Origin of the sequence: Thermus antranikianii DSM 12462 (assembly GCF_000423905.1) — a bacterium.
GTDB lineage: Bacteria > Deinococcota > Deinococci > Deinococcales > Thermaceae > Thermus > Thermus antranikianii.
This window is the reverse complement of the sequence record NZ_AUIW01000001.1, coordinates 254,347-274,935: the sequence shown is the minus strand read 5'-3', so window position 1 is coordinate 274,935 and position 20,589 is coordinate 254,347. Positions and strand designations below refer to the sequence as shown.

At 65.6% G+C, this 20,589-nt stretch carries 23 protein-coding genes and 1 other RNA gene; 3 read left to right on the top strand and 21 right to left on the bottom strand.

The annotated features are described in order from the left end of the window. The first annotated feature begins 103 nt into the window (after positions 1–103). The 3 genes from carH to G584_RS0101365 are packed head-to-tail and all read left to right on the top strand — an operon-like array spanning position 104 to position 2,399. Positions 104–952 carry an HTH-type transcriptional repressor CarH gene (gene carH, locus G584_RS0101375; RefSeq protein WP_018112475.1) on the top strand — a complete coding sequence of 283 codons (849 nt, stop codon included), beginning with the start codon at positions 104–106 and terminating at the stop codon, positions 950–952. Next, positions 949–1,536: a transcriptional regulator LdrP gene (gene ldrP, locus G584_RS0101370; RefSeq protein WP_018112476.1), complete on the top strand. Its 588-nt coding sequence runs from the start codon at positions 949–951 to the stop codon at positions 1,534–1,536. Before carH ends, ldrP begins: the two co-directional genes overlap by 4 nt. Next, positions 1,536–2,399 carry a complex I NDUFA9 subunit family protein gene (locus tag G584_RS0101365; protein ID WP_028493003.1) on the top strand — a complete coding sequence of 288 codons (864 nt, stop codon included), beginning with the start codon at positions 1,536–1,538 and terminating at the stop codon, positions 2,397–2,399. Before ldrP ends, G584_RS0101365 begins: the two co-directional genes overlap by 1 nt. On the opposite strand, the gene G584_RS0101360 is transcribed toward G584_RS0101365, so the two are convergent. The 21 genes from G584_RS0101360 to rnpB all read right to left on the bottom strand — a co-directional run bounded on the left by G584_RS0101360 (position 2,389) and on the right by rnpB (position 20,562). Beyond that, on the bottom strand, positions 2,389–3,594 hold the full coding sequence (locus G584_RS0101360; RefSeq protein WP_028493002.1) for a YeeE/YedE family protein: 1,206 nt from the start codon (positions 3,592–3,594) through the stop codon (positions 2,389–2,391). The genes G584_RS0101365 and G584_RS0101360 overlap by 11 nt on opposite strands. 99 nt (positions 3,595–3,693) lie before the next feature. After that, positions 3,694–4,248 (bottom strand): DOMON domain-containing protein, encoded by a 555-nt coding sequence (locus tag G584_RS0101355; protein ID WP_028493001.1) that lies wholly within the window; start codon positions 4,246–4,248, stop codon positions 3,694–3,696. Between the two features lie 15 nt (positions 4,249–4,263). Beyond that, a complete protein-coding gene (locus tag G584_RS0101350) occupies positions 4,264–4,707 on the bottom strand; it encodes a hypothetical protein (RefSeq protein ID WP_028493000.1) in 444 nt (147 codons plus the stop codon). A 10-nt stretch (positions 4,708–4,717) separates the two neighbouring features. Continuing rightward, on the bottom strand, positions 4,718–5,155 hold the full coding sequence (locus tag G584_RS0101345) for a hypothetical protein (RefSeq protein ID WP_028492999.1): 438 nt from the start codon (positions 5,153–5,155) through the stop codon (positions 4,718–4,720). A 258-nt stretch (positions 5,156–5,413) separates the two neighbouring features. After that, positions 5,414–5,914, bottom strand: coding sequence for a crossover junction endodeoxyribonuclease RuvC (gene ruvC, locus G584_RS0101340; RefSeq protein WP_028492998.1), 501 nt, complete (start codon positions 5,912–5,914; stop codon positions 5,414–5,416). A 12-nt stretch (positions 5,915–5,926) separates the two neighbouring features. Beyond that, positions 5,927–6,982 (bottom strand): cell division protein FtsZ, encoded by a 1,056-nt coding sequence (gene ftsZ / locus G584_RS0101335; protein ID WP_028492997.1) that lies wholly within the window; start codon positions 6,980–6,982, stop codon positions 5,927–5,929. A gap of 30 nt (positions 6,983–7,012) precedes the next feature. Continuing rightward, positions 7,013–8,257: a cell division protein FtsA gene (gene ftsA / locus G584_RS0101330; protein ID WP_028492996.1), complete on the bottom strand. Its 1,245-nt coding sequence runs from the start codon at positions 8,255–8,257 to the stop codon at positions 7,013–7,015. Beyond that, positions 8,254–8,838 carry an FtsQ-type POTRA domain-containing protein gene (locus G584_RS0101325; protein WP_028492995.1) on the bottom strand — a complete coding sequence of 195 codons (585 nt, stop codon included), beginning with the start codon at positions 8,836–8,838 and terminating at the stop codon, positions 8,254–8,256. Before G584_RS0101325 ends, ftsA begins: the two co-directional genes overlap by 4 nt. Positions 8,839–8,871: 33 nt before the next feature. Then, positions 8,872–9,669 (bottom strand): UDP-N-acetylmuramate dehydrogenase, encoded by a 798-nt coding sequence (locus G584_RS0101320; protein WP_028492994.1) that lies wholly within the window; start codon positions 9,667–9,669, stop codon positions 8,872–8,874. After that, positions 9,659–10,999 carry a UDP-N-acetylmuramate--L-alanine ligase gene (gene murC / locus G584_RS0101315; RefSeq protein WP_028492993.1) on the bottom strand — a complete coding sequence of 447 codons (1,341 nt, stop codon included), beginning with the start codon at positions 10,997–10,999 and terminating at the stop codon, positions 9,659–9,661. Before murC ends, G584_RS0101320 begins: the two co-directional genes overlap by 11 nt. Then, on the bottom strand, positions 10,996–12,015 hold the full coding sequence (locus G584_RS0101310) for a UDP-N-acetylglucosamine--N-acetylmuramyl-(pentapeptide) pyrophosphoryl-undecaprenol N-acetylglucosamine transferase (protein ID WP_028492992.1): 1,020 nt from the start codon (positions 12,013–12,015) through the stop codon (positions 10,996–10,998). The genes murC and G584_RS0101310 overlap by 4 nt, the downstream gene beginning before the upstream one ends. Continuing rightward, positions 12,003–13,061 carry an FtsW/RodA/SpoVE family cell cycle protein gene (locus G584_RS0101305; RefSeq protein WP_028492991.1) on the bottom strand — a complete coding sequence of 353 codons (1,059 nt, stop codon included), beginning with the start codon at positions 13,059–13,061 and terminating at the stop codon, positions 12,003–12,005. Before G584_RS0101305 ends, G584_RS0101310 begins: the two co-directional genes overlap by 13 nt. Next, positions 13,040–14,293 (bottom strand): Mur ligase family protein, encoded by a 1,254-nt coding sequence (locus G584_RS0101300; protein ID WP_028492990.1) that lies wholly within the window; start codon positions 14,291–14,293, stop codon positions 13,040–13,042. Before G584_RS0101300 ends, G584_RS0101305 begins: the two co-directional genes overlap by 22 nt. Further along, on the bottom strand, positions 14,290–15,147 hold the full coding sequence (locus tag G584_RS0101295; protein ID WP_028492989.1) for a phospho-N-acetylmuramoyl-pentapeptide-transferase: 858 nt from the start codon (positions 15,145–15,147) through the stop codon (positions 14,290–14,292). The genes G584_RS0101300 and G584_RS0101295 overlap by 4 nt, the downstream gene beginning before the upstream one ends. Beyond that, entirely contained in the window at positions 15,138–15,845 is a 708-nt protein-coding gene (locus tag G584_RS0101290; RefSeq protein ID WP_028492988.1) for a hypothetical protein, read from the bottom strand. Before G584_RS0101290 ends, G584_RS0101295 begins: the two co-directional genes overlap by 10 nt. Next, positions 15,833–17,143, bottom strand: a complete 1,311-nt coding sequence (locus G584_RS0101285) for a UDP-N-acetylmuramoyl-tripeptide--D-alanyl-D-alanine ligase (protein WP_028492987.1) — start codon at positions 17,141–17,143, stop codon at positions 15,833–15,835. The genes G584_RS0101290 and G584_RS0101285 overlap by 13 nt, the downstream gene beginning before the upstream one ends. After that, positions 17,127–18,446: a peptidoglycan D,D-transpeptidase FtsI family protein gene (locus tag G584_RS0101280; protein ID WP_028492986.1), complete on the bottom strand. Its 1,320-nt coding sequence runs from the start codon at positions 18,444–18,446 to the stop codon at positions 17,127–17,129. Before G584_RS0101280 ends, G584_RS0101285 begins: the two co-directional genes overlap by 17 nt. Next, a complete protein-coding gene (locus G584_RS0101275; protein WP_038050621.1) occupies positions 18,443–18,706 on the bottom strand; it encodes a hypothetical protein in 264 nt (87 codons plus the stop codon). The genes G584_RS0101280 and G584_RS0101275 overlap by 4 nt, the downstream gene beginning before the upstream one ends. Next, on the bottom strand, positions 18,706–19,566 hold the full coding sequence (rsmH, locus tag G584_RS0101270; RefSeq protein ID WP_028492984.1) for a 16S rRNA (cytosine(1402)-N(4))-methyltransferase RsmH: 861 nt from the start codon (positions 19,564–19,566) through the stop codon (positions 18,706–18,708). Before rsmH ends, G584_RS0101275 begins: the two co-directional genes overlap by 1 nt. 6 nt (positions 19,567–19,572) lie before the next feature. Continuing rightward, positions 19,573–20,007, bottom strand: coding sequence for a division/cell wall cluster transcriptional repressor MraZ (mraZ, locus tag G584_RS0101265; protein ID WP_015717328.1), 435 nt, complete (start codon positions 20,005–20,007; stop codon positions 19,573–19,575). Positions 20,008–20,193: 186 nt separating this feature from the next. After that, an RNA gene (rnpB, locus tag G584_RS12335) (RNase P RNA component class A) lies at positions 20,194–20,562 on the bottom strand. Positions 20,563–20,589: the final 27 nt, after the last annotated feature.

The following is a 20,589-nucleotide window of genomic DNA, read 5'->3' as shown; positions in this document are numbered from 1 at the left end:
TCTACGTTCATCCTAACACGGTTTGGGGACTTTTGTCCCGCCTACACTTCCCCAGGTTGTACAAGAACTTGACAATAGTTGTTCAGTCGGCTGCCCTGGAGGCATGACCCGGCCTGGGGTGTACACCATCGCGGAGGTGGAGGCCATGACCGGCCTTTCCGCCGAGGTGCTGCGGCAGTGGGAGCGGCGCTACGGCTTCCCGCGCCCGGAGCGCACCCCGGGGGGCCACCGCCTCTACCGGGAGGAGGAGGTGGAGGCCCTTAAGCTCATCCGGCGCTGGCTGGAGGAAGGGGCCACTCCCCAGGCGGCCATCCGGCGCTACCTGGCCCAGGAGGCCCGCCCCGAGGGGCTGGCCCAGGCCCTCAAGGAGGCCCTGTTGCGGGCTGACCTCTCCCAGGCGGAGGCCCTTTTCCGCCAGGGGGTCCGCCTCTTGGGGCCGGAGGGGACCACCCAGACCCTGGTGGCCCGGGTCCTGCGGGAGATCGGCGAGGCCTGGCACCGGGGGGAGGTGAGCGTGGCCCAGGAGCACCTGGCCACCCAGTTCCTCAGGGCCCGCCTCCACGAGCTTCTGGACCTGGCGGGCTACCCCAGGAGCCAGGCGGTCCTGGTCACCACGCCCCCAGGGGAGCGGCACGAACTTGGGGCCATGCTGGCGGCCTACGTGCTCCGACGCCGGGGCTTTGCCGCCATGTACCTGGGCCCCGACACCCCGCTTCAGGACCTGCGGACCATGGTCCACCAGGTGGGGGCCAAGGGGGTGGTGCTCTCCGCCCTCCTTTCCGAGTGCCTCCAGGCCCTGCCCACAGGGGCCTTCAAGGACCTGGCCCCCCTGGTGGTCCTGGGGGGACCGGGGGCCTCCCGGGAGGAGGCGGAGCGCTTAGGAGCGGTGTACGCAGAGAGCCTGGAGGAACTGCCTAGGCTGCTGGAGATGGGGCAAAAGGGGGAAGCATGAAGCGGATTGCACGTAAGGAAGTGGTCTATCTGGCCGGGGATCGGGCGGACACCCTGTACCGCCTCGAGGAGGGCCTGGTGCGCATTGTGGAGCTTTTGCCCGACGGGCGCACCCTCACCCTGCGCCACGTGCTCCCGGGGGACTTCTTCGGGGAGGAGGCCCTGGAGGGCAAGCGCTACCGCTACGCCGCCGAGGCCCTCACCGACGGGGTGGTGCGGGGGTATGACCCCAAGGCCATGTCCCACGAGGAGCTCCACCAGGTGGCCCGCAACCTGGCGCGGCAGATGCGCCGGGTGCAGGCCTACGAGACCCACCTGCAGACCGGGGAGCTCCGGGCCCGCATCGCCCGCTACCTCCTCTTCCTGGCGGATACCCCCGCCTCCTTCCGGGACGCCCAGGGCCTCTACGTGACCGCCTCCCACGAGGAGATTGCCGACGCCACCGCCTCCACCCGGGAGTCGGTCTCCAAGATCCTCTCCGACCTCCGCCAGGAGGGCCTCATCGCCACCGCCTACCGCAAGGTCTACCTCCTGGACCTCTCGGCCCTGGAGCGGGAGGCCCAGGGCGTCTTGGAAGCCGCCTGATGCGGGTCTTCGTGGTAGGGGGCACGGGCTTCGTGGGCCAGGCCCTGGTGCGCCGCCTCCTCCAGGGGGGGCACACCCCCCTGGTTCTGGCCCGCACCCCCCGGGACCTGCCCGCGGGGGCCGTTTTCGTGGAGGGGGACATCACCCGGGAGGTGCCGGACCTTGCTGGGGTGGAGGCCGCCATCTACCTGGCGGGCATCATCCGCGAACGGGGCCAGACCTTCCGGGCGGTGCACGTGGAGGGGGTGAAAAACCTCCTCCAGGGCATGCGCCGAGCCGGGGTGGAGCGCCTCCTCCACATGTCCGCCCTGGGGGTGGGGAAGGGCACGGGAAGCCGCTACCACGAGACCAAGGCGGAGGGGGAGGCCCTGGTGCGGGAAAGCGGCCTGGCCTGGACCATCTTCCGCCCCAGCCTCATCTTCGGCCCGGGGGATGAGTTCTTTGGCCAGGTCCTCAAGGGGCTGGTCTGCGCCCCCCTGCCCTTTGTCCCCCTCATCGGGGACGGGAGCTTTCCCTTCCGCCCGGTCTATGTGGGGGACGTGGCCGAGGCCTTTGCCGGCGCCCTGGAGCGGGGTCTTCGGGGCACCTTTGACCTGGTGGGGCCCAAGGAGTACACCTTCCGGGAGCTTTTAGAGCTTTGCATGAGGGTTGTGGGCCGGAGGAAACCCTTTGTCCCCATACCCCTTTGGCTGATGGACCTGGCCGTACCCCTCCTATCCCGTCTTCCCTTCGCCCCCATCACCCGGGACCAGTACCTCATGCTGAAGGAGGGGAACACCGCTCCCTTTCCCGAAGCCCTAAAGGACCTCTTCCCGGCGCCCAAGGCCCTGGAGGAGGTCCTTCCCACCTACCTCAAGTGCTAGGCAGGCTCTTTCCCGTCTTGCCTTCGTTTTCCAGGCGGCAGGCGGGCCTAAGCCGCACCCCCAGGGCGGTGCCCAGGAGGGCGAAGACCCCCCAGAGGGGACCGTGGAGGCTGAAGGAGGCAGTGCCCCCCAGGTAGGCCCCGATGTTGCAACCCCCTGCCAGCCGGGCTCCGTAGCCCATGAGCACCCCTCCCAGGAAGACCCCTAGGTGGGTGGTCCAGGGGATGCGGCGCAGGTCCTGAAGCCTAAAGGCCCCACCCAGGGTGGCTCCCAGGAAAGCTCCCAGGAAGACCCCGAAATTGGTCACGCTGGTGGGGTCTTTAAGGATGCTCTGCTCTAGTTTTTCGGCGAAGGCCGGGTTGTTGAAGAGGGCCCAATCCATCACCGGGATCCCCAGAAGTTGGGCCAGCTTGCCTCCCCAAAGGGCGAAGGCCGCCGTTACCCCCCAGGGGCGGCCCAATAATAGGAGGATAAGGAGGCTTCCTAGGGCTAGGACTGCGGCACCTCCCACCAGGCTCCAAGGGCCGAAGAGGGGGTGGGTGGCTTCCCGTTGCCAGAGAGGTACCACCTGGCCCGTGCGCCTTTTTTCCACCCGGGAAACCAGAAGGTAGAGGAAGGCCAAAAGGCCTATCCAGAGGAGAAGGCCCATGTAGGGGGAGGGAAACCAAGTGAGGGCACTACCTGGGCTCCAGGCGGGAAGGGCTTGCCAGTAAGGGAGGTGGTAGACCCCCAGCAAAGAGCCCACCATGAAGCCCAAGAGAACCAAAATCCCCCGGGTGTCCCCGCTTCCCGTGTGGTAGAGGGTACCGGAGGCGCACCCGTCCCCCAGTTGCATGCCGACCCCGAAGAGGAAGGCCCCCACCGCCAGGGCCACCCCCAGGGGCACCACGAAGCCCTGGACCGCCTGGCCGAAGGCCTCCCCCTGGACCAGGAAGGGGAAGAAGAGGAGGGCGGTGAGGGCAAAGAGGAGGAAGTGGGCCCTGAGAAGGCGGCTTTCCCCGGTGAGGAGGAAGCGGCGGAAGCCGGAGGCGAAGCCGAACTTGGCGTGGAAGAGGGCTAAGCCCAGGAGGACCGCCACCCAGAAGGCCAAAACGAGCCGGGTTCCCGAAGCCAGATGGACGGCATAGGAAAGCCCCGAGGCCAGGAGGGCGAAGAGGAGGAGGGGCAGGGGTTGGGGGCGCGCTGTCCGCTCCATGCCCCTTATGGTACCCATGAGCCTATAAAAGTCAAGGGTATAAGCCGGGGTGCAACAAAAGGGACCCTGGGCAAACCCAGGGTCCCAGAAAGCTGCCTCCTAGAAGGTGAAGTCCTCCAGGTACCAGCGCTCGGTCTTCTTATGCTCCTCCTTGGGGTCCATCTTTTCCGCGTGGGCCAGGAGGACGATGAGCTTTTTCCCCGGGGTGATCTCCACGTCGGTGGCTTCCCCGGTTTTCAGCTTGCGGCTGAACTCCACCACCCAGGTATCGTTCTCGTAGGTGGCCGCAGCGGCCAGGATGGAGTTTTTACCCCCCTCCTTCTCATCGGTTACCGGGGCTCCCGTGCGCTTGGTCTGGTACATGTCCAGGGCCACCAGCTTGCCCCCCTCCATGTAGAAGAGGTACTGGTCCGCCCCCTTCTTCTTGTCGGTCTTCTCTGGCAGGAAGCCAATGCCGATCCAGCCCTTGCTCTTGCCCTCGAGGGCCAAATACAGGGTGTCCCCCACGATGCTCCAGTGCAGGGTGATGCCGCTTTTCTCGTGCTTGTAGGTTTTGGCGTACTCCCCGCTGGCGATCTTCCCATCCACCTTGGGTGCCTGGGCCAGCGCCCCACTCAGGACCAGAACCAGAAGCCAGACGATGCCCTTTCTCATACCTCTTACCTCCCGTTAGTCCCTTATGGTTATGCCCACCACAAAGGCCACCGCCCCCACATGCGTGTGCGCCAGGGCTGCCAGCACAGGGCGGCTTCCTTCAAATGCCTCCAGGAACCCCTTGAGGTTCCAAAGGCTTACCTCGGCATCCTGGGCATTCCAAAGGAGGTGATAGTAGGCCCCCAGGAGGCCTGTGGCCACGGTTACCAGCATCCAGAGTAGGAAGGGGTAGCGAACCCATTTGCCCCGGTGGAAGAACATGAGAAGGGTCAGGGGAAACCCCACCAGGGACACGAAGAAGGGAATGCGGCTTTGCCAGCTTTCCGTCCAGTGGTCCAAGATCCAGTGCTCCATGCTGTAGAAGGCAAAGCCCACCAGGGCGATGAGGAGAAAGGTGGACCGCAAGAACTCCAAAAGCCTTTCCTCCTCGGTTTGGGCTTTGATGAGGGCTTCGATCATACCTCACCTCCTACCTGGCCCGGTAGATGGCCAGAAGCCCCGTTACCCCTATGTGGGTAAAGGCCAGGGCCGCCAGGACGGGGCGGCTTCCGGCCATGGCCTCCATGGCAGCCTCAAACTCCCAAGCCACCTCCCCCTCAAAGTTCCAGAGCAAGTGAAAGTAGGCCCCAATTAGACCGGTGAACACCGAAGCCCACATGGTGAGGATGAAGGCCCACCTCACCCAGGGGGTTTTCCGGTCAAAGAGCACCCACAGGGTGAAAATGAATCCAGGGATGGCCACAAAGAAGGGAATCCTACTCTGCCAGCTTTCCGTCCAGTGGTCCAGGAGGAGAAGCTCCACCGGATACATCACCCATCCCACCAAGCACAGAAGAAGCATGACCAGGCGGATGAACTCCAGGGCCCACTGGGTTTGGGTTTGGGCGCTTCTGAAGGCGGGTATCACCGTTCACCTCCTACTATGCCGACTGTATCACGGGTATCAGGGGAGGGATGTCCCGTGGGGAACGTCCCCAAGTCCACCAGGTGGGGTGGATTTCGGCCATGCAAAGGGGAACGTACCGTCCCTGTTGGGGGAAGGAAGATGCTAGCCCCGCGGGCAAGGGCTTGGCATCCGGTGACGGCCCCTGGGATGCGTGGGGTATGCTTTGCCCAACCCGGCCCTCCAGCTGGAGGGCGTGGGCCTTTGCCCTTGGGAGAGGTCTTATAAGGGCTTCCCCGCTCCTAGGCGGGCGTAAAAGGCGTGGGTCAAAGCAATAGCCAGGGCATCGGCCAGGTGGCTGGGCTTGGGAGCCTCCTTCAAACCCAGGATGCCCCGGACCATCAAGGCCACCTCTTCCTTACCGGCGTGCCCGTGCCCAGCTAGGGCCTGTTTTACCTGCATGGGACCGTAGGCGTGAACGGGAACCCCGGCCTCAAAGGCCGCCACCAGCACCGCCCCCAGGGCCCAGCCCACCTTGTAGGCCAGCTCGTTCTGCCGGTAGAAGAACTGCTCCTCCACCGCCAGGGCCTCGGGGTGGAAGCGGGCAAGGGCCTCCTTTACCCGGGCGTGGATGCGCCCCACCCGTTCCTGGGCGGGTTCCTTGTGGGAGGTCCTCACCACCTCCCCGTGGAGGAGGCGGGCTTTTAGGGTGCCCTTGGGCTCCACCTCCACCACCCCCAGGCCCAGGTGGGTGATGCCGGGGTCTATGCCCAAAACCACCATGCCTCGAGGTTCCTAGTTGCCCTTTCTGGGGGGGTAGTCCGCATCCCCGTAGCGGATAAAGGCGGGGATGTCGAAGTTGTAGGGATCGGGGTGGGTGGGGAAGTCCACGGGCCTAAGCGGCTTGGGCACCACGGTGCTTTCCCCGAAACCTGCGGCGATGAGGATCACCCTGAGCTCGTCCTGGGCCCGATCGTCATAGGTGACCCCGTAGAGAATGTCCACATCCTCGTTGCCCGTGGCCTCCCGCACCCGCTCCACCACCTCCGCTGCCTCCATAAGGGAGAGGTCCTCGGAGCCCACCACGTTGAGGAGAAGCCGCTTGGCTCCCTCGATGGAGCGTTCCAGGAGGGGGCTGTGGGTAGCGGTCTTGGCGGCTTCCTCTACCCGGTTTTCCCCCCGTCCCGCCCCGATGCCCATGAGCACCTGGCCTGCTCCCTCCAAAAGGGTTTTCACGTCGGCGAAGTCCACGTTGATGAGGCCTGGGAGATTGATGACGTCGGTGATGCCCTTGACCCCGTGGTAGAGGACCCGGTCAGCGATGAGGAAGGCATCCTTGAGGCTTACCTTCTTGTCCACGGCAGAGAGGAGGCGGTCGTTTTGCACCACCACCATGGCGTCCACCCGCTCCTTAAGGCGCTTGATACCCTCTTCCGCCGCCTTGAGGCGTTTCGGGCCTTCGAAGCTGAAGGGGCGGGTCACCACGGCCACGGTGAGGGCTCCAAGCCGCTTGGCGATATCCGCCACCACCGGGGCGCTTCCCGTTCCGGTGCCGCCCCCCATGCCGGCGGTGATAAAGACCAGGTCGGCCCCGTCCAAGGCTTCGGCGATCAAGTCCTCGGCCTCGAGGGCCGCCTTCTCCCCGATCTCGGGGTTGGCCCCGGCCCCAAGGCCCCGGGTGAGCTTCTCCCCAAGCTGGATGCGCTGGTCGGCCAGGCTCTTGGCCAGCACCTGGGCGTCGGTGTTGGCGGCGATGAACTCCACCCCCACGAGGCCCGCCTCAATCATGCGGTTCACCGCGTTGTTCCCTGCTCCCCCGAGACCGATGACCTTGATGACTGCTCCCTCCATCTCTGCCTCCTCCCCCCAATAAATCCAGAACTAGAACAAGTTGTTCAGAATCTCCTTGATCCGTGCCCAAAGGCCCTCACCCTTAGCTTGTTCCTCACGCCTTTCCCTCCTTTCCCTGGCCCTCCGGGCCTCGGGTGCGGTGAGGGGCAAGGTGGTGGCGTACCGGACCAAACCCACGGCGGTGGCATGGGCGGGGGTAGCCACCACGTCGGTGAGGCCGGAGACCCCATGGGGCTTGCCCACCCGCACGGGGAGGCTGTACTGCTGCCTTGCCAGGAGGTCGAAACCCTTAAGAAGGGCACTTCCCCCGGTGAGGATGACCCGATTGACCTTGATTTCCAAGGGCCCTAAGGCCTCGTCCACCGACTGACGGGCCAGGTGCAGGATCTCCCGCAGGCGGGGGCGGATGATGCGGGCGAGCTCGGGGGCGGGCACCTCGCCCAAGGACCCTCCTTCCTGGTTGATCTCCAGAACCAGCTCGGGATCCGCCAGTTCCGGCAAGGCCGCCCCGTACTTGCGCTTCACCCTTTCCGCCTCCTCAAAGGGGATCTTGAGGAGCTGGGCGATGTCTTGGGTTACGTGGTCCCCACCCAAGGGCAGAACGGAGGAGTGGGCCAGACGGCCTTCCCGGAAGACCGCCACCTCGGTGGTGCCTCCACCCACGTCCAGGAGGAGTACAGTCATGTGTTCCTCCTCGGGGGACAGCACGCCGAGGCCGCTGGCCAGGGGTTGGGCCACCAGGGCCTCAATCGCCAAACCTGCTTCCCCCACGGCTCGGCGCAGGTTGGCCAAGGGTCCCCGGCCGGCTGCCACCAAGTGCACGTCCACCTCGAGGCGTACTCCCGCCATGCCCACGGGATCGCGGATGCCTTCTTGGCCGTCCACCTTGAACTCCAGAGGCAGGGCGTGCAGAAGCTCCAGGTCGGCATCAAAGGGGTAGGCCTTGGCCTGCTCTATGGCCCGCTCCACGTCGGCGGCGCTGATGCTCTGGCCCCGGCGGATGGCGGCCAGGCCATGGCTGGTCACGCTTTTGAGATGGGGTCCTCCTACCCCCAGGATGACCTGCTCCACTTTGACCCCAGCTACCCTCTCCGCCTGGTGGACGCTTTGGCGGATGGCTTCCGTGGTGCGCTCCAAGTTGACCACCACGCCCCGCTTCAAGCCCTGGGAGGGCACGCTGCCCTCGCCGATGATGTCCAGCACGCCATCGGGGGCCAGTTCCCCGATCACGGTGGTGACCTTGCTGGTGCCGACGTCCAATCCAGCGATAATCATGGGCTTACACTCACCCCCCAAGAATACAGGTAAACCCTGCCCTTTGGTGCGCCCGCCTGGGCATACTTTACTAGAAGCCGAGCTTCCGGAGCAAAGGCCACGCCCTGGGGTGTTTCCACCCAAAACCCGGCGGGCGTGTAGCGCAGCCGGGTGGCCTCGGGATAGGCGCGGGCTAAGGCGAGGAGGTCTTGGACCGGCAGGGGACCTTGGCCCTCCACCTGAGGGCCCTTGGCCATGCGGGCCCCTCCTGGAAGCACGGTCCCATCGGTAGCCAAGGCGTTGCCGTCCGTCAGGGGAAGGAAGGGTTCCCGCTCCCTGAGGATCAGGCGAACCTCTCCTATCCGAGGCTTCTCCAGCCGGGCTTCTGCCACCCAGGGATCCCGCCGAAGGCCTTGGAGGCGGTCGGAGCGGATCCAAAGCCAGGGTTCGCCAACATGGAGCTGCGTGCGGGCAAGGATGTCCTCCGTTTTTAAATGCTTGTTGCCTATCACCACGATGTGTTCCACGGGGAAGAGCACCAGGCTGGCCACATATAAGGTGGCGGCGAGAAGCAAGGCCAGCAGAAGCCTCATCGCCCACATCTTAATCTCTCCCTGTGAAAAAGCGACTAAACCTCAAGGCCACACCTCCCACTCCAGCTCCAGGGGCAGTTCTTCCTGGATCCGCTTTAGGAGTTCCAACACGTCCCTAGCTGTGGCTTGTCCCAGATTAACGATAAAGTTTCCATGTTCAAGGGATACCATGGCGTCGCCCACCCTGAGGCCCTTGAGGCCCCGTTCGTCTATAAGCCTTCCTGCGGAGTGGCCTGGGGGGTTTTTGAAAGCGCAGCCGGCGCTTTTCCGCTTGGGCTGGCCCTTCCTGGCGGCGTCCACCTCGGCCATGCGCCGCCGGATTTCCTCCAAGGGGCGCTCTTTCAGCTTCAGGCGGACCCGGGTCACGATGCCCCCGGGGGGGAGGCGGCTTTGGCGGTAGCCGAAGCCCAGTTCCTGGGGGAGGTAGATGTGAAAACGGCCCTCGTGGAAGATCTCCACTGCCTCGAGGGCATCCGCCATCTCCCCAAACCGGGTGCCCGCATTCATCTTGACCGCACCTCCCACCTGGGCGGGGATGCCGAGGAGGCCCTCGAGGCCGGAAAGCCCTTGGCGGGCTGCCTCCTGTACCAGGAGGGGAAGGAGGACTCCCGCTCCCACCCAGCCCCTTAGGTCATAGGTGGCGAACTCCCCTGCAAGGCGGATCACCCTTTCGGGCACTCCCTCGTCCATTACCAGAAGGTTGGAGCCATTCCCCAGGACCCGGTAAGGAGCCTCCGTGGCCTTTAGGAGGTCCTCCTTGGTTTCCACGGTCCAAAGCTCCGCCGGGCCTCCCACCCCTAAGGTGGTGTAGTCCTTGAGAAGCACCCGTTCAACCCTCATGGACGAGCCTCCAGGCGAGTTCCGTCACGTCCCCTGCTCCCAAGGTGAGCCAGAGGTCCTGGGGAGCGGCGGTGGCCCTGGCGTAGGCCAGGGCCTCCTCCTTGTCCAGAAAACGGGCGGATTTCCCCAGGGCCAGAAGCCGTTCGGCGATCCTTCGGGAAAGGGCTTCGGGGGAGATACCCGCCTTTTCCCCCGCGGTGTACACGGGAAGAACCACCACCTCGTGCGCGGAGGATAGGGCCTCGGCAAAGCCTTCCCAAAGCTCCTGGGTACGGAGGAGGCGGTGGGGTTGGAAGAGCACCCGTATCCGGCGGCCCAGGAGCTTGGCGGTGGCCAAGGTGGCCTTCACCTCCGTGGGGTGGTGGGCGTAATCGTCCACCACCCATGCACCCCGTACCTCCCCAATTTTTTGGAACCGGCGCCCCACCCCCGGGAAAAGGGCCAGGCCCTCGAGGATGGCCCTGGGTTCCACCCCGAAGCTTAGGGCGGCTAAGGCGGCAGCCAGGGCGTTTTGCACGTTGTGAGCGCCCGGGACTTGGAGCCTAGCCTCCCCCAGGGTCCGGCCTTGGTACACGAGTTGGAAACGGCTTCCCGTGGGTCCAAGCTCGGTTTCCTCGGCCCAAAGGTCCCCTCCCTCTCCGAAAAGTTTCCTGGGGAGTCCCTGGGAAAGCCTTAGAAGCCTGGGGTCGAAGGTGGGCACCACCACCGTCTTGGCCCTGCTCAAAAAGCCCCGCATGGCTTTTTCCAACTCCTCCAGGCTCGCATGGTAGTTGGGGGCCCTTTGCCCGGCGGGGGCGATGTGGTCCGCCTCGAGGTTGGTGGCCACTGCCACCGCCACCTCCACCTCCTGGAAGAGGGGATCGGACTCGTCCACCTCCGCCAGGCGGGGGCCGAGGCCGAAGCGGGCGTTTCCAGGTAGGAGGGAGAGCTCGCCCCCGAGGAGCACCCAGGGATCCAGGCCCGCGGCCAGGAGGATGCTGGCCAGCATCCCCGTGGTGGTGGTCTTGCCGTGGGTACCGGTGACCCCCAAGGAGGGTCTTTGCCTTAGCAGATGGGCAAGAAGCTCCATCCTCCTCAGCACCCGCATTCCCTTGCGCCTGGCTTCCTCCACCTCGGGGTGGTCCAGGGAGATGGGGGTGGGAACCACCAGGGTGTCCTCCTTCCGGAGATGGGCAGGATCGTGGCCCCTATGGACCGGGACCCCTAGGCTTTCCGCCCGCCGGCCAGGGGCTAGGTCGCACCCGGTTACTTCTATTCCTTCTCCCAGTAGGAGGCGGGCCAAGGCGCTCATGCCCACTCCCTCGAGGCCCATGATGTGTACCCGTGTCATAGGAATTCCTCCAGCCAATCTGCAAGTCTGCCCGCGGCGCCCTCAGGGGAAAGGCGGGCCATACCCTCCCGGTAGGGCTCGGGGTGGGACAGGATCCCTTCCACCTGCTTGGCAAGCCTCGCCAGATCCCCAAGCTCCGCCCCGCCTGCCTGCCGGTAGACTTGGGCGTTGGCCGCCTGGGCACCTCCGTCCAGGCTGGGGGAAAGGGGAAACAGCAAGGCGGGCAGGCGGTGGTAGGCGGCTTCCGCCAGGGTGCCCGCCCCGGCCCGGGCGAGGAGGAGATCCGCGGCGCTCATGGCCAAGGGGGTGTCCACGAACCCCGCAACCCGGTAGTCCTCTTCCTCCAGATGCCGGTAGCGCTCCAGCCAGCGCTCCCCCAGCTGGTGAAGGACAGGGAGGTTTAGGGGTTTCAGCAGGGGAGGGAGCTTCTCGTTGAGTTCCAGGCTGCCCTGGCTTCCCCCGAGAATGAGGAGCAAGGGCTTGTCCGGGGGAAAGCCCAGCCTGGCCTTGGCCTCGGCCTTGGGGTAGCGTACCTCCCGCACGGGGTAACCGGTGACCCGGGCCTTGCGGGCAAGCCCAGGGGAAAGGGTTACCGGCACGGAGAGGGCAAGACCCCGGGCCATGGGGGCGAGGAGCCTTATGGCCAGACCCAGCTTGGCGTTTTGCTCGTGGAGGAGGACGGGAATCCCCTTAAGTTCCCCCACCATGGCCCCGGGAAACCCGGCATACCCTCCGGTGGAGAGGATGGCCCTGGGCCTTCTCTCGGCGAGAAGCCGCCAGGCGGCCCCAAGGCCTAGGAGGAGTTTCTGGGCTTCCTTTGGTTTGAAGGCACTCCGGTCCAGCTTGCCTGCGGGGATCAAGGCGTGGGGGATAGAGGTCTCGGGGAGGAGGCGGGCCTCGAGGCCCCCTTGGCTTCCCAGGTAGAAGACCTCGAGGCCCCGCTTCCTAAGTTCCTCCGCCACCGCCAAGGCGGGGAAAAGGTGCCCCCCGGTTCCGCCCCCGGTCAGGAGGACCATGGCCCCACCCCCTTCCTGGGCGCTTCCCGGGCCAGGCGCATCAGGGCCCCCACGGCGAAGCCGGAAACCAAAAGGGAGCTTCCCCCATAGGAAACCAGGGGGAGAGGTACCCCCGTGACCGGCAGGAATCCCACGGTCACCCCGATGTTCAAGGCGGCCTGCAGGGTGAGGTAAAGGGTAAGGCCCATGGCCACCAACCCCAAGGGTCCAGGAAGCCTGAGGGCCAGGGAGAGTCCCCGGGCGAAGAGAAGGAAGTAGAGCAAGAGCACCATGAACCCTCCCAGCCAGCCGGTGGCGAAGACCACGCTGGCAAAGACCATGTCGTTGTGGGCCTCGGGCAGGTGCGGCAGGTTGCCCGAAGGACCCTGGCCAAGGGGACCGGCCAGGATCAAGGCCTTTTGGGCTTGGAGAACCTGGTAGGCGGTCTGGGAAGGGTTGGCTTCGCCCTGGAGATAATCCAAGAAGCTTGTGAAACGCTCGGACACATAGCGGAAGCGGGCGAAGTAGAGGCCGGAGAAGGGGGCTAGGGCCATGGCCCCCGCCAGGCTCACCATGATGAGCCTCCGCCAGGGTACCCCCGCAAGGATAAAGAGGAGGCCAGCCAGGGTTACCAGGAAGAGGGCAGTGGCGAAGTCGGGTTCCACCAGCACCAACCCTGCGGCGAGGCCCACCAAGCCCGCGGCGCCCACAATGGGGTAGTCGTTTCCCTTTCGCCCCACGAAGGAGGCCAGGTAGTAGACCAGCACCACCTTGGCGAGTTCCGAGGGCTGGAAGGCTAAGGGCCCCAGGTAAAACCACCGCCGTACTCCTCCTGGGCCGCTTCCCACGATGAGGACCGCCACGAGGAGAACCATGGTGGCGACAAGCAGGAAGCGGGCATGGCGAAGGAGCCTTTCGGGAGGCAGGAGAAGGCCCAGGATCATGGCCCCAAGCGCCACGCTGATGCGAAGGAGATGGTTTGGGAGGAGGTTTGGCTCGGCCACCCCCACGCCCAGGAGGCCGAAGGCCATGAGGAGAAGGGCGCTTAAGAGGAGGACGGGGTCCATGGCTCACCTCCTAGGGCGTAGACCGCTTCCCGGAAGGCCTGGGCGCGGTCCTGGTAGTCCCTGAACTGATCGAAGCTGGCGGCCAGGGGAGCCAGGAGGACGCTTCCCCGTTCCAGGCGCTTTAAGGCCTCGGCCACCGCTTGCCGTAGGGCGGCCCGCCCATCGGCCTGGGGGAGGACCACCACCTCCACCCCACCCCCTAAGGCCTCGGCCATCTTGGGGCCATCCCGGCCGATGGCCAAAACCACCCGTACCCGGGAAAGGAGGGGGCGTAGGGGCTCGAGGTCGGCTCCCTTGTCCTCCCCACCCAGGATCCAGGCGATGGGGGCCGGGGCAGCTTCCAGGGCAGCGGCCACCGAGGGAGTGCGGGTGGCGATGGAATCATCGATGAAAACCACCTCCCCCTTCCTGGCAAAGATCTGGAAGCGATGGGGAGGGGAGGGGAGGGTTTTTAAGCTTTCTTGAAGAAGATCGGTGTTCAAGGGGCGGCCCAGGAGTTCCAGGTAGGCCCGGGTCGCCTCGAGGGCCGCCCTCAGGTTGGTTTCCCTGGGGGAGTTCCCGGGGGTAAAGGGGTAGAGCCGGGCAGGGGAGGCCAGGGCCGCCTGCCGCACCTTGGGGTCCCCTTCGTTGTAGACCAGGGCGTCCTCGGGGGTGAGGTTCTTGAGGAGGTTCAGCTTGGCCTGGTGGTAGGCTTCCACGCTTCCGTGCCGGTCCAGGTGGTCCACCCCCAGGTTGAGGAGGACCGCCACCCGGGGGCGGAAGGCGTGGATCCTTTCCAGCTGGAAGCTGGAAAGCTCGGCCACCGCCACCTCGGCCTCGTCCACCACGCTCACCAGGGGGGGATCCACGTTGCCCCCCTCGAGGGCCCTAAGCCCCTGCCCCCTAAGGAGGTGGGCGGTGAAGAGGGTGGTGGAGGTTTTGCCGGCGGTGCCGGTGATGCCGATGATGGGGGTGGGGGAGAGGCGGTAGGCCAGCTCCGCTTCCCCAAGGATCAGGGCCCCGCGGGCCTTCAGGGCCTCGAGATGGGGGTGGGAGAGGGGTACCCCGGGGGCGGCCACCACCTCCGGGTAGTCCCCCTCCAGGTTCCAGTCCGGGGTGAAGCCCAGGTTCAAAGCCTCCTGCACCTCCATTTCCTTGGGACGGTCGTCGTAGAAGCGGGCGGGGAGTCCCCGCTTCCTCAAGAAGCGCAGAACCCCAAGTCCGCTTCGTCCCAGCCCATAGACCAGGATCATGCTCCTCCCCCCAGGCTGAAGGCCAAGGCCGTGGCCAAGGCGGTGAGGACGGTGAAGCGGAAGACGATCTTGCTTTCCTCCCATCCGGAAAGCTCCAGGTGGTGGTGCAGGGGGCTCATGCGCAGAAGGCGCTTCCCCGTCCTCCGGAAGTAGAGGACCTGAACCACCACGGAGAGCACCTCCAGTACGGGGATGATGCCTGCCAAGGGTAGAAGCCAAAGCTTTCCCGTAAGGGTGAAAAGCCCGGCCAGTATGGCCCCCAGGGCTTGGCTTCCCGTGTCCCCCATGAAGACCTTGGCCCGGGGGGCGTTGTGCCAGAGGAATCCCAGGAGGGCGCCCAGGAGGGTTTGGGCAAAGGGGTAAGGGTAAAAGGGAAGAAGGAGCACGGCGGCGATGCTGGCTAAAAGCCCATCCAGGCCATCCGTGAAGTTGAAGGCATTGGCCGCGCCCACCACCGCCAGGAGGATAAGGAGCACATCCGCAAGGGGCCAGGGAGTGTAGGCCACCTGCCGCACTGCCCAAAGGGCAAAGATCAGGGCCATGAGGGTTTGCAGGGCGAGTTTCTCGCGGGCCCTTAGGGGCCGGGCGAGGCTTCCCGCTAGGTCGTCCAAAAGCCCCAGGAGGGCGAAGCCCAGGCCCAGCAGCCAAAGGCCGGCGAACCCGTCCCGCCCTATCAGGCTGTAGGCCAGAAAGCCCGCCAGGAGGAAGGCCACACCCCCCATGCTGGGGGTACCCTGCTTGGCCAGGTGGCTTTGAGGCCCGTCGGTACGCACCTTCTTGCCCAGGCCCAGGCTTCTCATGAACACGATCCAGACTGCGGTGAGGAACCAGGAGAGGAGAAGGGCTAGGGCCATACCACCTCCTTGCAGGAAACCACCCGCCTGCCCGGGATGAGGTAGAGGGTTTCTCCCCAGGCGGCAAAGTCCTGGGCCTCCGCCACCGGTTTGGCTCCCTCGGGCCGCACCAAGTAGACCCAGCCCTTCATGAGGGCCACCACCCCGCAGGCCCCGGCCTGGGCTTTGCGGACAACCTGGGGCAGGGGGAGGAGGAGGCCTTCCGGGTAGAAGTAGGCTTCCTGGCCCAGGGCTACCACCCCGGTGTCCAAGGCCACCACTTGGGAGAAAGCCCCCGGGCGGAGAAGGATGGCTTCCCGGTAAAGCCCCTTTTCTCCTACCCAGAAGAGCCCTTCTTGGCTCCAGGCGGCGTCCCGGGCAGGGTAGGGGAGAAATCCTTCCTCCGTGTACACGCCTTCTCCTAGCCCCACCACCACTTTCCCTGAAGAAGCCCTAAGAAATCGTGGGATGCCCGGCAGGGGAAGGCTTTGCCAAAGACCATCCCGGTAGATGAGAAGCTGGTACGGGTAGGCGGCATAGAAGCTTTGCTGGTCAGCATCCAGCAAGAGGGGAGCCCCTGGCAGGGCCACAAAGAAGCGGCCCGTCACCCACCCTCCCTCGGCGAAGCCGCCTGGGTAGGGAAGCAGGGGGGCGGTGGCCTGGAGGGGAGCACAGGCGCTGAGGAGGGCGAGAAGGGGCAGGGCGTTCAGGCGTCCCATAGCTCCAGAATCCTTTCCAGGCCCACGCTCCTCGAGGCCTTCAGGTAGACCAGGTCCCCAGGCTGAACCCGTTCCTTGAGCCAACCTACGGCTTCCTCGAGGCCTTCCACCGCTTCCCCGCCTAAGGAGGCCTGGTCCTTGGCGTAGGGGCCCAGGTACAGGGGCTTAAGGCCCAACCGGGCTGCTTCCTTGGCCACTTCCAGGTGAAGCCTTAGGGCTTCCTCTCCCAGCTCCCGCATCTCTCCCAAGACCACCCACTTCCTGCCGGGTTGCAGGGCCAGCCAGGCCAGGCCCGCTTTCACCGAAAGGGGGTTGGCGTTGTACGCGTCGTTCAAGAACACCACCCCATCCTTTTCCCGCCGCTCCATCCGCCCCGGGGGAAGCACCAGGTGGGCTAGCCTCTCCGCCACTTCCTTGGGATCCAGGCCCAGCATCTCCGCCACCCCCAAGGCGGCCAAGGCGGCCAGGGCCGGGCCTATACCGGGGTAGGGGATATGGACCTCGAGGGCCCCGTAGCGGAAGCGGCTTTCGTGAAGGAGAAGCCTCAGGTCCTCTCCCCGGAAGGTGGCCTCGCCAAAGCCGTAAGTGGGGAGGCCCCGGCCCAGGCCAAAGCGCTCCAGGACCTCCGCCGCCTGGAGGCTTACCAAGGCCTGGGGGGCGGACAGCAGGCCTGCTTCTTCCTCCACCACTCCCTGGAGGCTGCCGAAGGCTTCCAGGTGTTCCTCTCCCAAGGCGGTAAGCACCGCAAGGTGCGGCCTAGCCAGGCCCATGAGCTCGGCCATCTCGCCCACCCGATCTACCCCGAGCTCCACCACGCAACCCGGGGCCTGGGGATCCAGCCTCAGGAGAAAGCGGGCAAGAGGCGGGGCCGTGTTCTGGTTGCCGGGGGGAGCGGGGAACCCCAAGCCTTGGGCCAGGGCTTCCTTGGTGGTGGTTTTACCCGAGCTGCCTCCCACCGCCACCACCTGGCCAGGAAAGAGCTCCCGCAAGGCCCTTCCCAGGCGGAGAAGGGCTTGGTGGGTGTCCGCCACCTCCACCGTGGCGGGTCCTGGACGGTCGGAGAGGACCAGGTGGGCTCCTTTGGCCCGGGCTTCGTCCACATACTCCCGTCCATGGACCCGTTTCCCGGGCAAGGCCACGAAGAGACTGCCGGGGGTGGTCTCGCGGCTATCCCAGTGGAGGTCGCGCACGGGTTTTCCCCCAGGGTGAAGCCTTCCGCCGGTGGCCCTGGCCACCCACTCCGGCGTTACTTCCCTAACATGATGAAGATACACAAGCCACTCACCGCCCTTCAGCATAGGGGGGTACGCCCCGGTACGCCAAGAGCCCGGCGGCCACCTCCCGGAAGATGGGGGCGGCCACCAGGCTACCGTGGATCTCTCCTTTGGGATGGTGGACGGCCACCACCACGGTGTAGAGGGGTTCATCCCCGGGCACGAAGCCGGCAAACCAAGCGGTGAAGACTTCCTGGGAATACCTTCCGTTTACCACCACCTGGGCGGTTCCGGTTTTGCCCGCCAAGGGGTACCCTGCCAGGGAGGCACGGGGAGCAAGGCCTTCTTGCAGGGCCTGGCGGATGGCCTTGGCGGTGGTGGGAGAAAAGACCCGCTCCGCCTGGCCTTTCTGGTGGGCGAAGAGCCTGGGTGGGCGGTAGAGGCCGTCCACCAGGGTGTTGAAGGCAGCGGTGAGGTGAAGGGGGGTGATAAGGAAACCCTGGCCGAAGGTATGGTTGGCGTAGGCGGCGGGGCTCCAGGTGTGGGGAGGGGTAACGATTGGGCTAGCCACCCTTACCCCGGGCAGGGGGGTGGGATCGGTGAGGTGTAGACGTTCCATATAACGGTAAAACACCTGCTTGGGCAGGGCCTCGGCCAGCAGGCTGATGCCCACGTTGGAGGAGTAGCGAAGCACCTCGGTCAGGGTGAGGATGGGGGGGTGAGGAATGACGTCCCGGATGGTCCATTCGTCCACCACCCGCTGCATGGGGGCTTCCACGCGGGTGGTGAGGCTGGCTACTCCTTCCTCCAGGAGCATGGCAGCAGTGAGGGCCTTCATGGTGGAGCCGGGCTCCAGGGGTACGAGAAAGGCGTGGTTCCGCCAGGAGATGTCCCGGTTGGGATCCCCCCTGGGGGCTAGAGGATCAAAGGCTGGCCCGTTGGCCACGGCCCTGAGGTTGCCTTCCCGGTCCATGACCAGCAGGGTGCCAAAGGCTCCCCGGCTTCGTGCCAGGCCCTCCCAGAGGGCCTTCTCTGCCAGGGCTTGGATCCAGGGGTCCAGGGTGAGGGTGAAGGAGCGGCCCGCCTCCAGGGCCCCGTTCAAATCCCGTTCCAGCCCCTCAAGCCCCTTCCCCGTGCCCCGTTCCCCGAAGCCCAGGAGCTGGCTGGCGCTTTTTCCCAAGGGGTAGTAGCGCCCTTCTTTGAGGTCCAGGGCCAAGGGGGTGCCATCCTGGGCATACAGGGTGCCTCGAGGGGGAGCGGCGGGAGGCAGGGGAGCGGAGAGCCTTGGAGGGCGGGCGATGAGGCTGTAAAGGCCCAAGCCGAAGAGGGCCATCCAGAGGGCGAACCCCAGAAAAACCCAGGAGACCCGGTTTACCCCTACGGTCACTCCGCCCACCTCCCTTGGCTCATGGGCACGAAGCCCTTTTCCTTGGCCCAGGAGAGCACCCGATGGGGCTCGGTGGCCTGCCACCTCTCCTTGAGCAAGGCTTCCTCCTGGGCGTTTAGTCTGGTGAGCTCCTCCTCCATCTTGGCCAGGTGCGCCTTCTCCATTTGGTTGCGGTGGCCCACGGCGAAGACCAAGAGAAGGGCTAAGAGGTAGAGGAGGCCGAAGCGAAGGGTTGTGCCCAGGCTTCCTTGGCGGTGCATCAGGCCACCTCCTTCTCCGCCGCCCTGAGCTTGGCGCTACGGGACCTGGGATTCTTCGCTACCTCCTCTGGGCTTGGGGTGATGGGCTTCTTGGTGAGCACCTTAAGGCTGCTTTCCTTCAGGAAGCGCTTCACCACGCGGTCTTCCAGGGAATGGAAGGTGATGACCAGAAGCCTTCCTCCAGGGGCCAGGACCTCCTCGGCTTGCCTAAGGAATTCCTCCAGAGCACCCAGCTCGTCGTTCACATACATCCGGATGGCCTGGAAGGTTTTGCGGGCTGGGTGGCCCGCCTTCCGGAAGCCCACCGCCCGCCGCACCACCTCGGCCAGCTCCAGGGTGGTGCGGATGGGGGCTTTCTGCCTTCTCTCCACGATGGCCTTGGCGATGCGATGGGCCTGCTTCTCCTCCCCCAGGTCCCGCAGGATCCGCCGGAGGTCTTCCAAGGGAAGGGTGTTCACCACCTCGTAGGCGGTGGGGCCCTCCTCTCCCATGCGCATGTCCAGGGGGCCTTCCCTCTGGTAGCTGAAGCCCCGCTTGGGGTCCTCTAGGTGGAAGCTGCTCACCCCTAGATCCGCCAGGATGCCCGCCACCTGGCTAACCCCTGCCTCCTGGAGGACTTCCTTTAGATGGCGGAAGTTTCGCTGAAAAACCCTGAGCCCAGGGAGCCCCATGGCCCTTGCCCGGGCCACGGCCTCGGGGTCCTGGTCCAGGCCGATGACCAGGCCTCCGCGTTCCAGGATGCCCTTGGTGTGCCCAGCCCCCCCCAAGGTAGCGTCCACGTACACCTGCCCCGGGCGGACTTGCAGGAGGTTTAGAACTTCTTCGTAAAGAACGGGAATGTGCTCGGTAATGGCGTCCATAGTCTCCTATCCGATAAGCCCCTTGAGGGCCTCGGGGGCCGGGGGGTTTTGCATGATCTCCTCAATGGTCTTCCACCAGCGTTCCTGGCTCCAGATCTCCAGCCGTCCCGGGGCACCGGCGATCACCACCTCACCCCCCTCCTTGAGGCCAGCGAACTGGCGGAGGGGCGGGGGAATCAGGACCCGGGAGGCGTTGTCCATGCGGGTTTTGTGGGCTCCAGAGTAGAAGAAGCGTACGAAGGCCCGGGCCTGGGCGTCGGTGAGGGGGAGGTTGACCAGTTGCTCCTCAATCTTGCGCCAGCGGTCCGAGGGAAAGACGTAGAGGCAGCCCTCCATTCCGCGGGTGAGCACCAGGCCGTCCTCGAGAAAATCCCGGAAGGGGCCGGGGATCACCACCCGCCCCTTGTCGTCCAGGCTGTACTGGTACTCGCCGAAGGGCATTTCCCACCTGGTCCCACCCTCTGGGGCTGGCTGGGCTTGGGCGTCCGGTTTGGAGCCTTACCCGCAGAGGAGTTCTTGCCCAGGAGTATAGCACGGATTCCCCACAGTTTTCCACTAGGTCCCACTCATGTCCCACTTTATTCCCACCCCGGATGCAAAGAAAAACCCCAAGCCGAAGCTTGGGGAGCCCCAGGACAGGGCGTAAGCCGGGTTCTGTTTTCGGCGGTCATCTCTCTGGGACCGGCGTCGCCGCCGGCCTCAAGCGGCCCATCCCAGGGGTTGTGGCGGGCCGGGCAAGCCCTTCCCCTCTACTGGGCCTTGCACCGGGTGGGGTTTGCCGTGCCGCCCCTGTTTCCAGGAGGCGCGGTGGGCTCTTACCCCACCGTTTCACCCTTGCCCGCACCAGGCCGTGGCCTGGCCGCTGGCGGTCTTTTCTCTGTGGCACTTTCCGTCGGGTTACCCCGCCCAGCCGTTAGCTGGCACCCTGCCCTATGGTGCCCGGACTTTCCTCACCCGGGAGGTTCGGCTCCCGGGCGCGACCGCCCCCCTGTCCTGGGGCATCCTTTATTCTAGTCCAGTTAG

Bases quoted from the DNA above. Each gene is read 5' to 3' on its own strand.
- G584_RS0101275 (WP_038050621.1), bottom strand. From the start codon at position 18,706: ATGCACCGCCAAGGAAGCCTGGGCACAACCCTTCGCTTCGGCCTCCTC.
- G584_RS0101310 (WP_028492992.1), bottom strand. From the start codon at position 12,015: ATGGTCCTCCTGACCGGGGGCGGAACCGGGGGGCACCTTTTCCCCGCC.
- G584_RS0101285 (WP_028492987.1), bottom strand. From the start codon at position 17,143: ATGCTGAAGGGCGGTGAGTGGCTTGTGTATCTTCATCATGTTAGGGAA.
- G584_RS0101295 (WP_028492989.1), bottom strand. From the start codon at position 15,147: ATGGCCCTAGCCCTTCTCCTCTCCTGGTTCCTCACCGCAGTCTGGATC.
- carH (WP_018112475.1), top strand. From the start codon at position 104: ATGACCCGGCCTGGGGTGTACACCATCGCGGAGGTGGAGGCCATGACC.
- ftsZ (WP_028492997.1), bottom strand. From the start codon at position 6,982: ATGGAGGGAGCAGTCATCAAGGTCATCGGTCTCGGGGGAGCAGGGAAC.
- G584_RS0101305 (WP_028492991.1), bottom strand. From the start codon at position 13,061: ATGGACCCCGTCCTCCTCTTAAGCGCCCTTCTCCTCATGGCCTTCGGC.
- G584_RS0101300 (WP_028492990.1), bottom strand. From the start codon at position 14,293: ATGATCCTGGTCTATGGGCTGGGACGAAGCGGACTTGGGGTTCTGCGC.
- ruvC (WP_028492998.1), bottom strand. From the start codon at position 5,914: ATGGTGGTTTTGGGCATAGACCCCGGCATCACCCACCTGGGCCTGGGG.
- ftsA (WP_028492996.1), bottom strand. From the start codon at position 8,257: ATGATTATCGCTGGATTGGACGTCGGCACCAGCAAGGTCACCACCGTG.
- G584_RS0101320 (WP_028492994.1), bottom strand. From the start codon at position 9,669: ATGAGGGTTGAACGGGTGCTTCTCAAGGACTACACCACCTTAGGGGTG.
- rsmH (WP_028492984.1), bottom strand. From the start codon at position 19,566: ATGGACGCCATTACCGAGCACATTCCCGTTCTTTACGAAGAAGTTCTA.
- G584_RS0101360 (WP_028493002.1), bottom strand. From the start codon at position 3,594: ATGGAGCGGACAGCGCGCCCCCAACCCCTGCCCCTCCTCCTCTTCGCC.
- ldrP (WP_018112476.1), top strand. From the start codon at position 949: ATGAAGCGGATTGCACGTAAGGAAGTGGTCTATCTGGCCGGGGATCGG.
- G584_RS0101350 (WP_028493000.1), bottom strand. From the start codon at position 4,707: ATGATCGAAGCCCTCATCAAAGCCCAAACCGAGGAGGAAAGGCTTTTG.
- G584_RS0101365 (WP_028493003.1), top strand. From the start codon at position 1,536: ATGCGGGTCTTCGTGGTAGGGGGCACGGGCTTCGTGGGCCAGGCCCTG.
- murC (WP_028492993.1), bottom strand. From the start codon at position 10,999: ATGACACGGGTACACATCATGGGCCTCGAGGGAGTGGGCATGAGCGCC.
- G584_RS0101325 (WP_028492995.1), bottom strand. From the start codon at position 8,838: ATGTGGGCGATGAGGCTTCTGCTGGCCTTGCTTCTCGCCGCCACCTTA.
- mraZ (WP_015717328.1), bottom strand. From the start codon at position 20,007: ATGCCCTTCGGCGAGTACCAGTACAGCCTGGACGACAAGGGGCGGGTG.
- G584_RS0101355 (WP_028493001.1), bottom strand. From the start codon at position 4,248: ATGAGAAAGGGCATCGTCTGGCTTCTGGTTCTGGTCCTGAGTGGGGCG.
- G584_RS0101290 (WP_028492988.1), bottom strand. From the start codon at position 15,845: ATGGGACGCCTGAACGCCCTGCCCCTTCTCGCCCTCCTCAGCGCCTGT.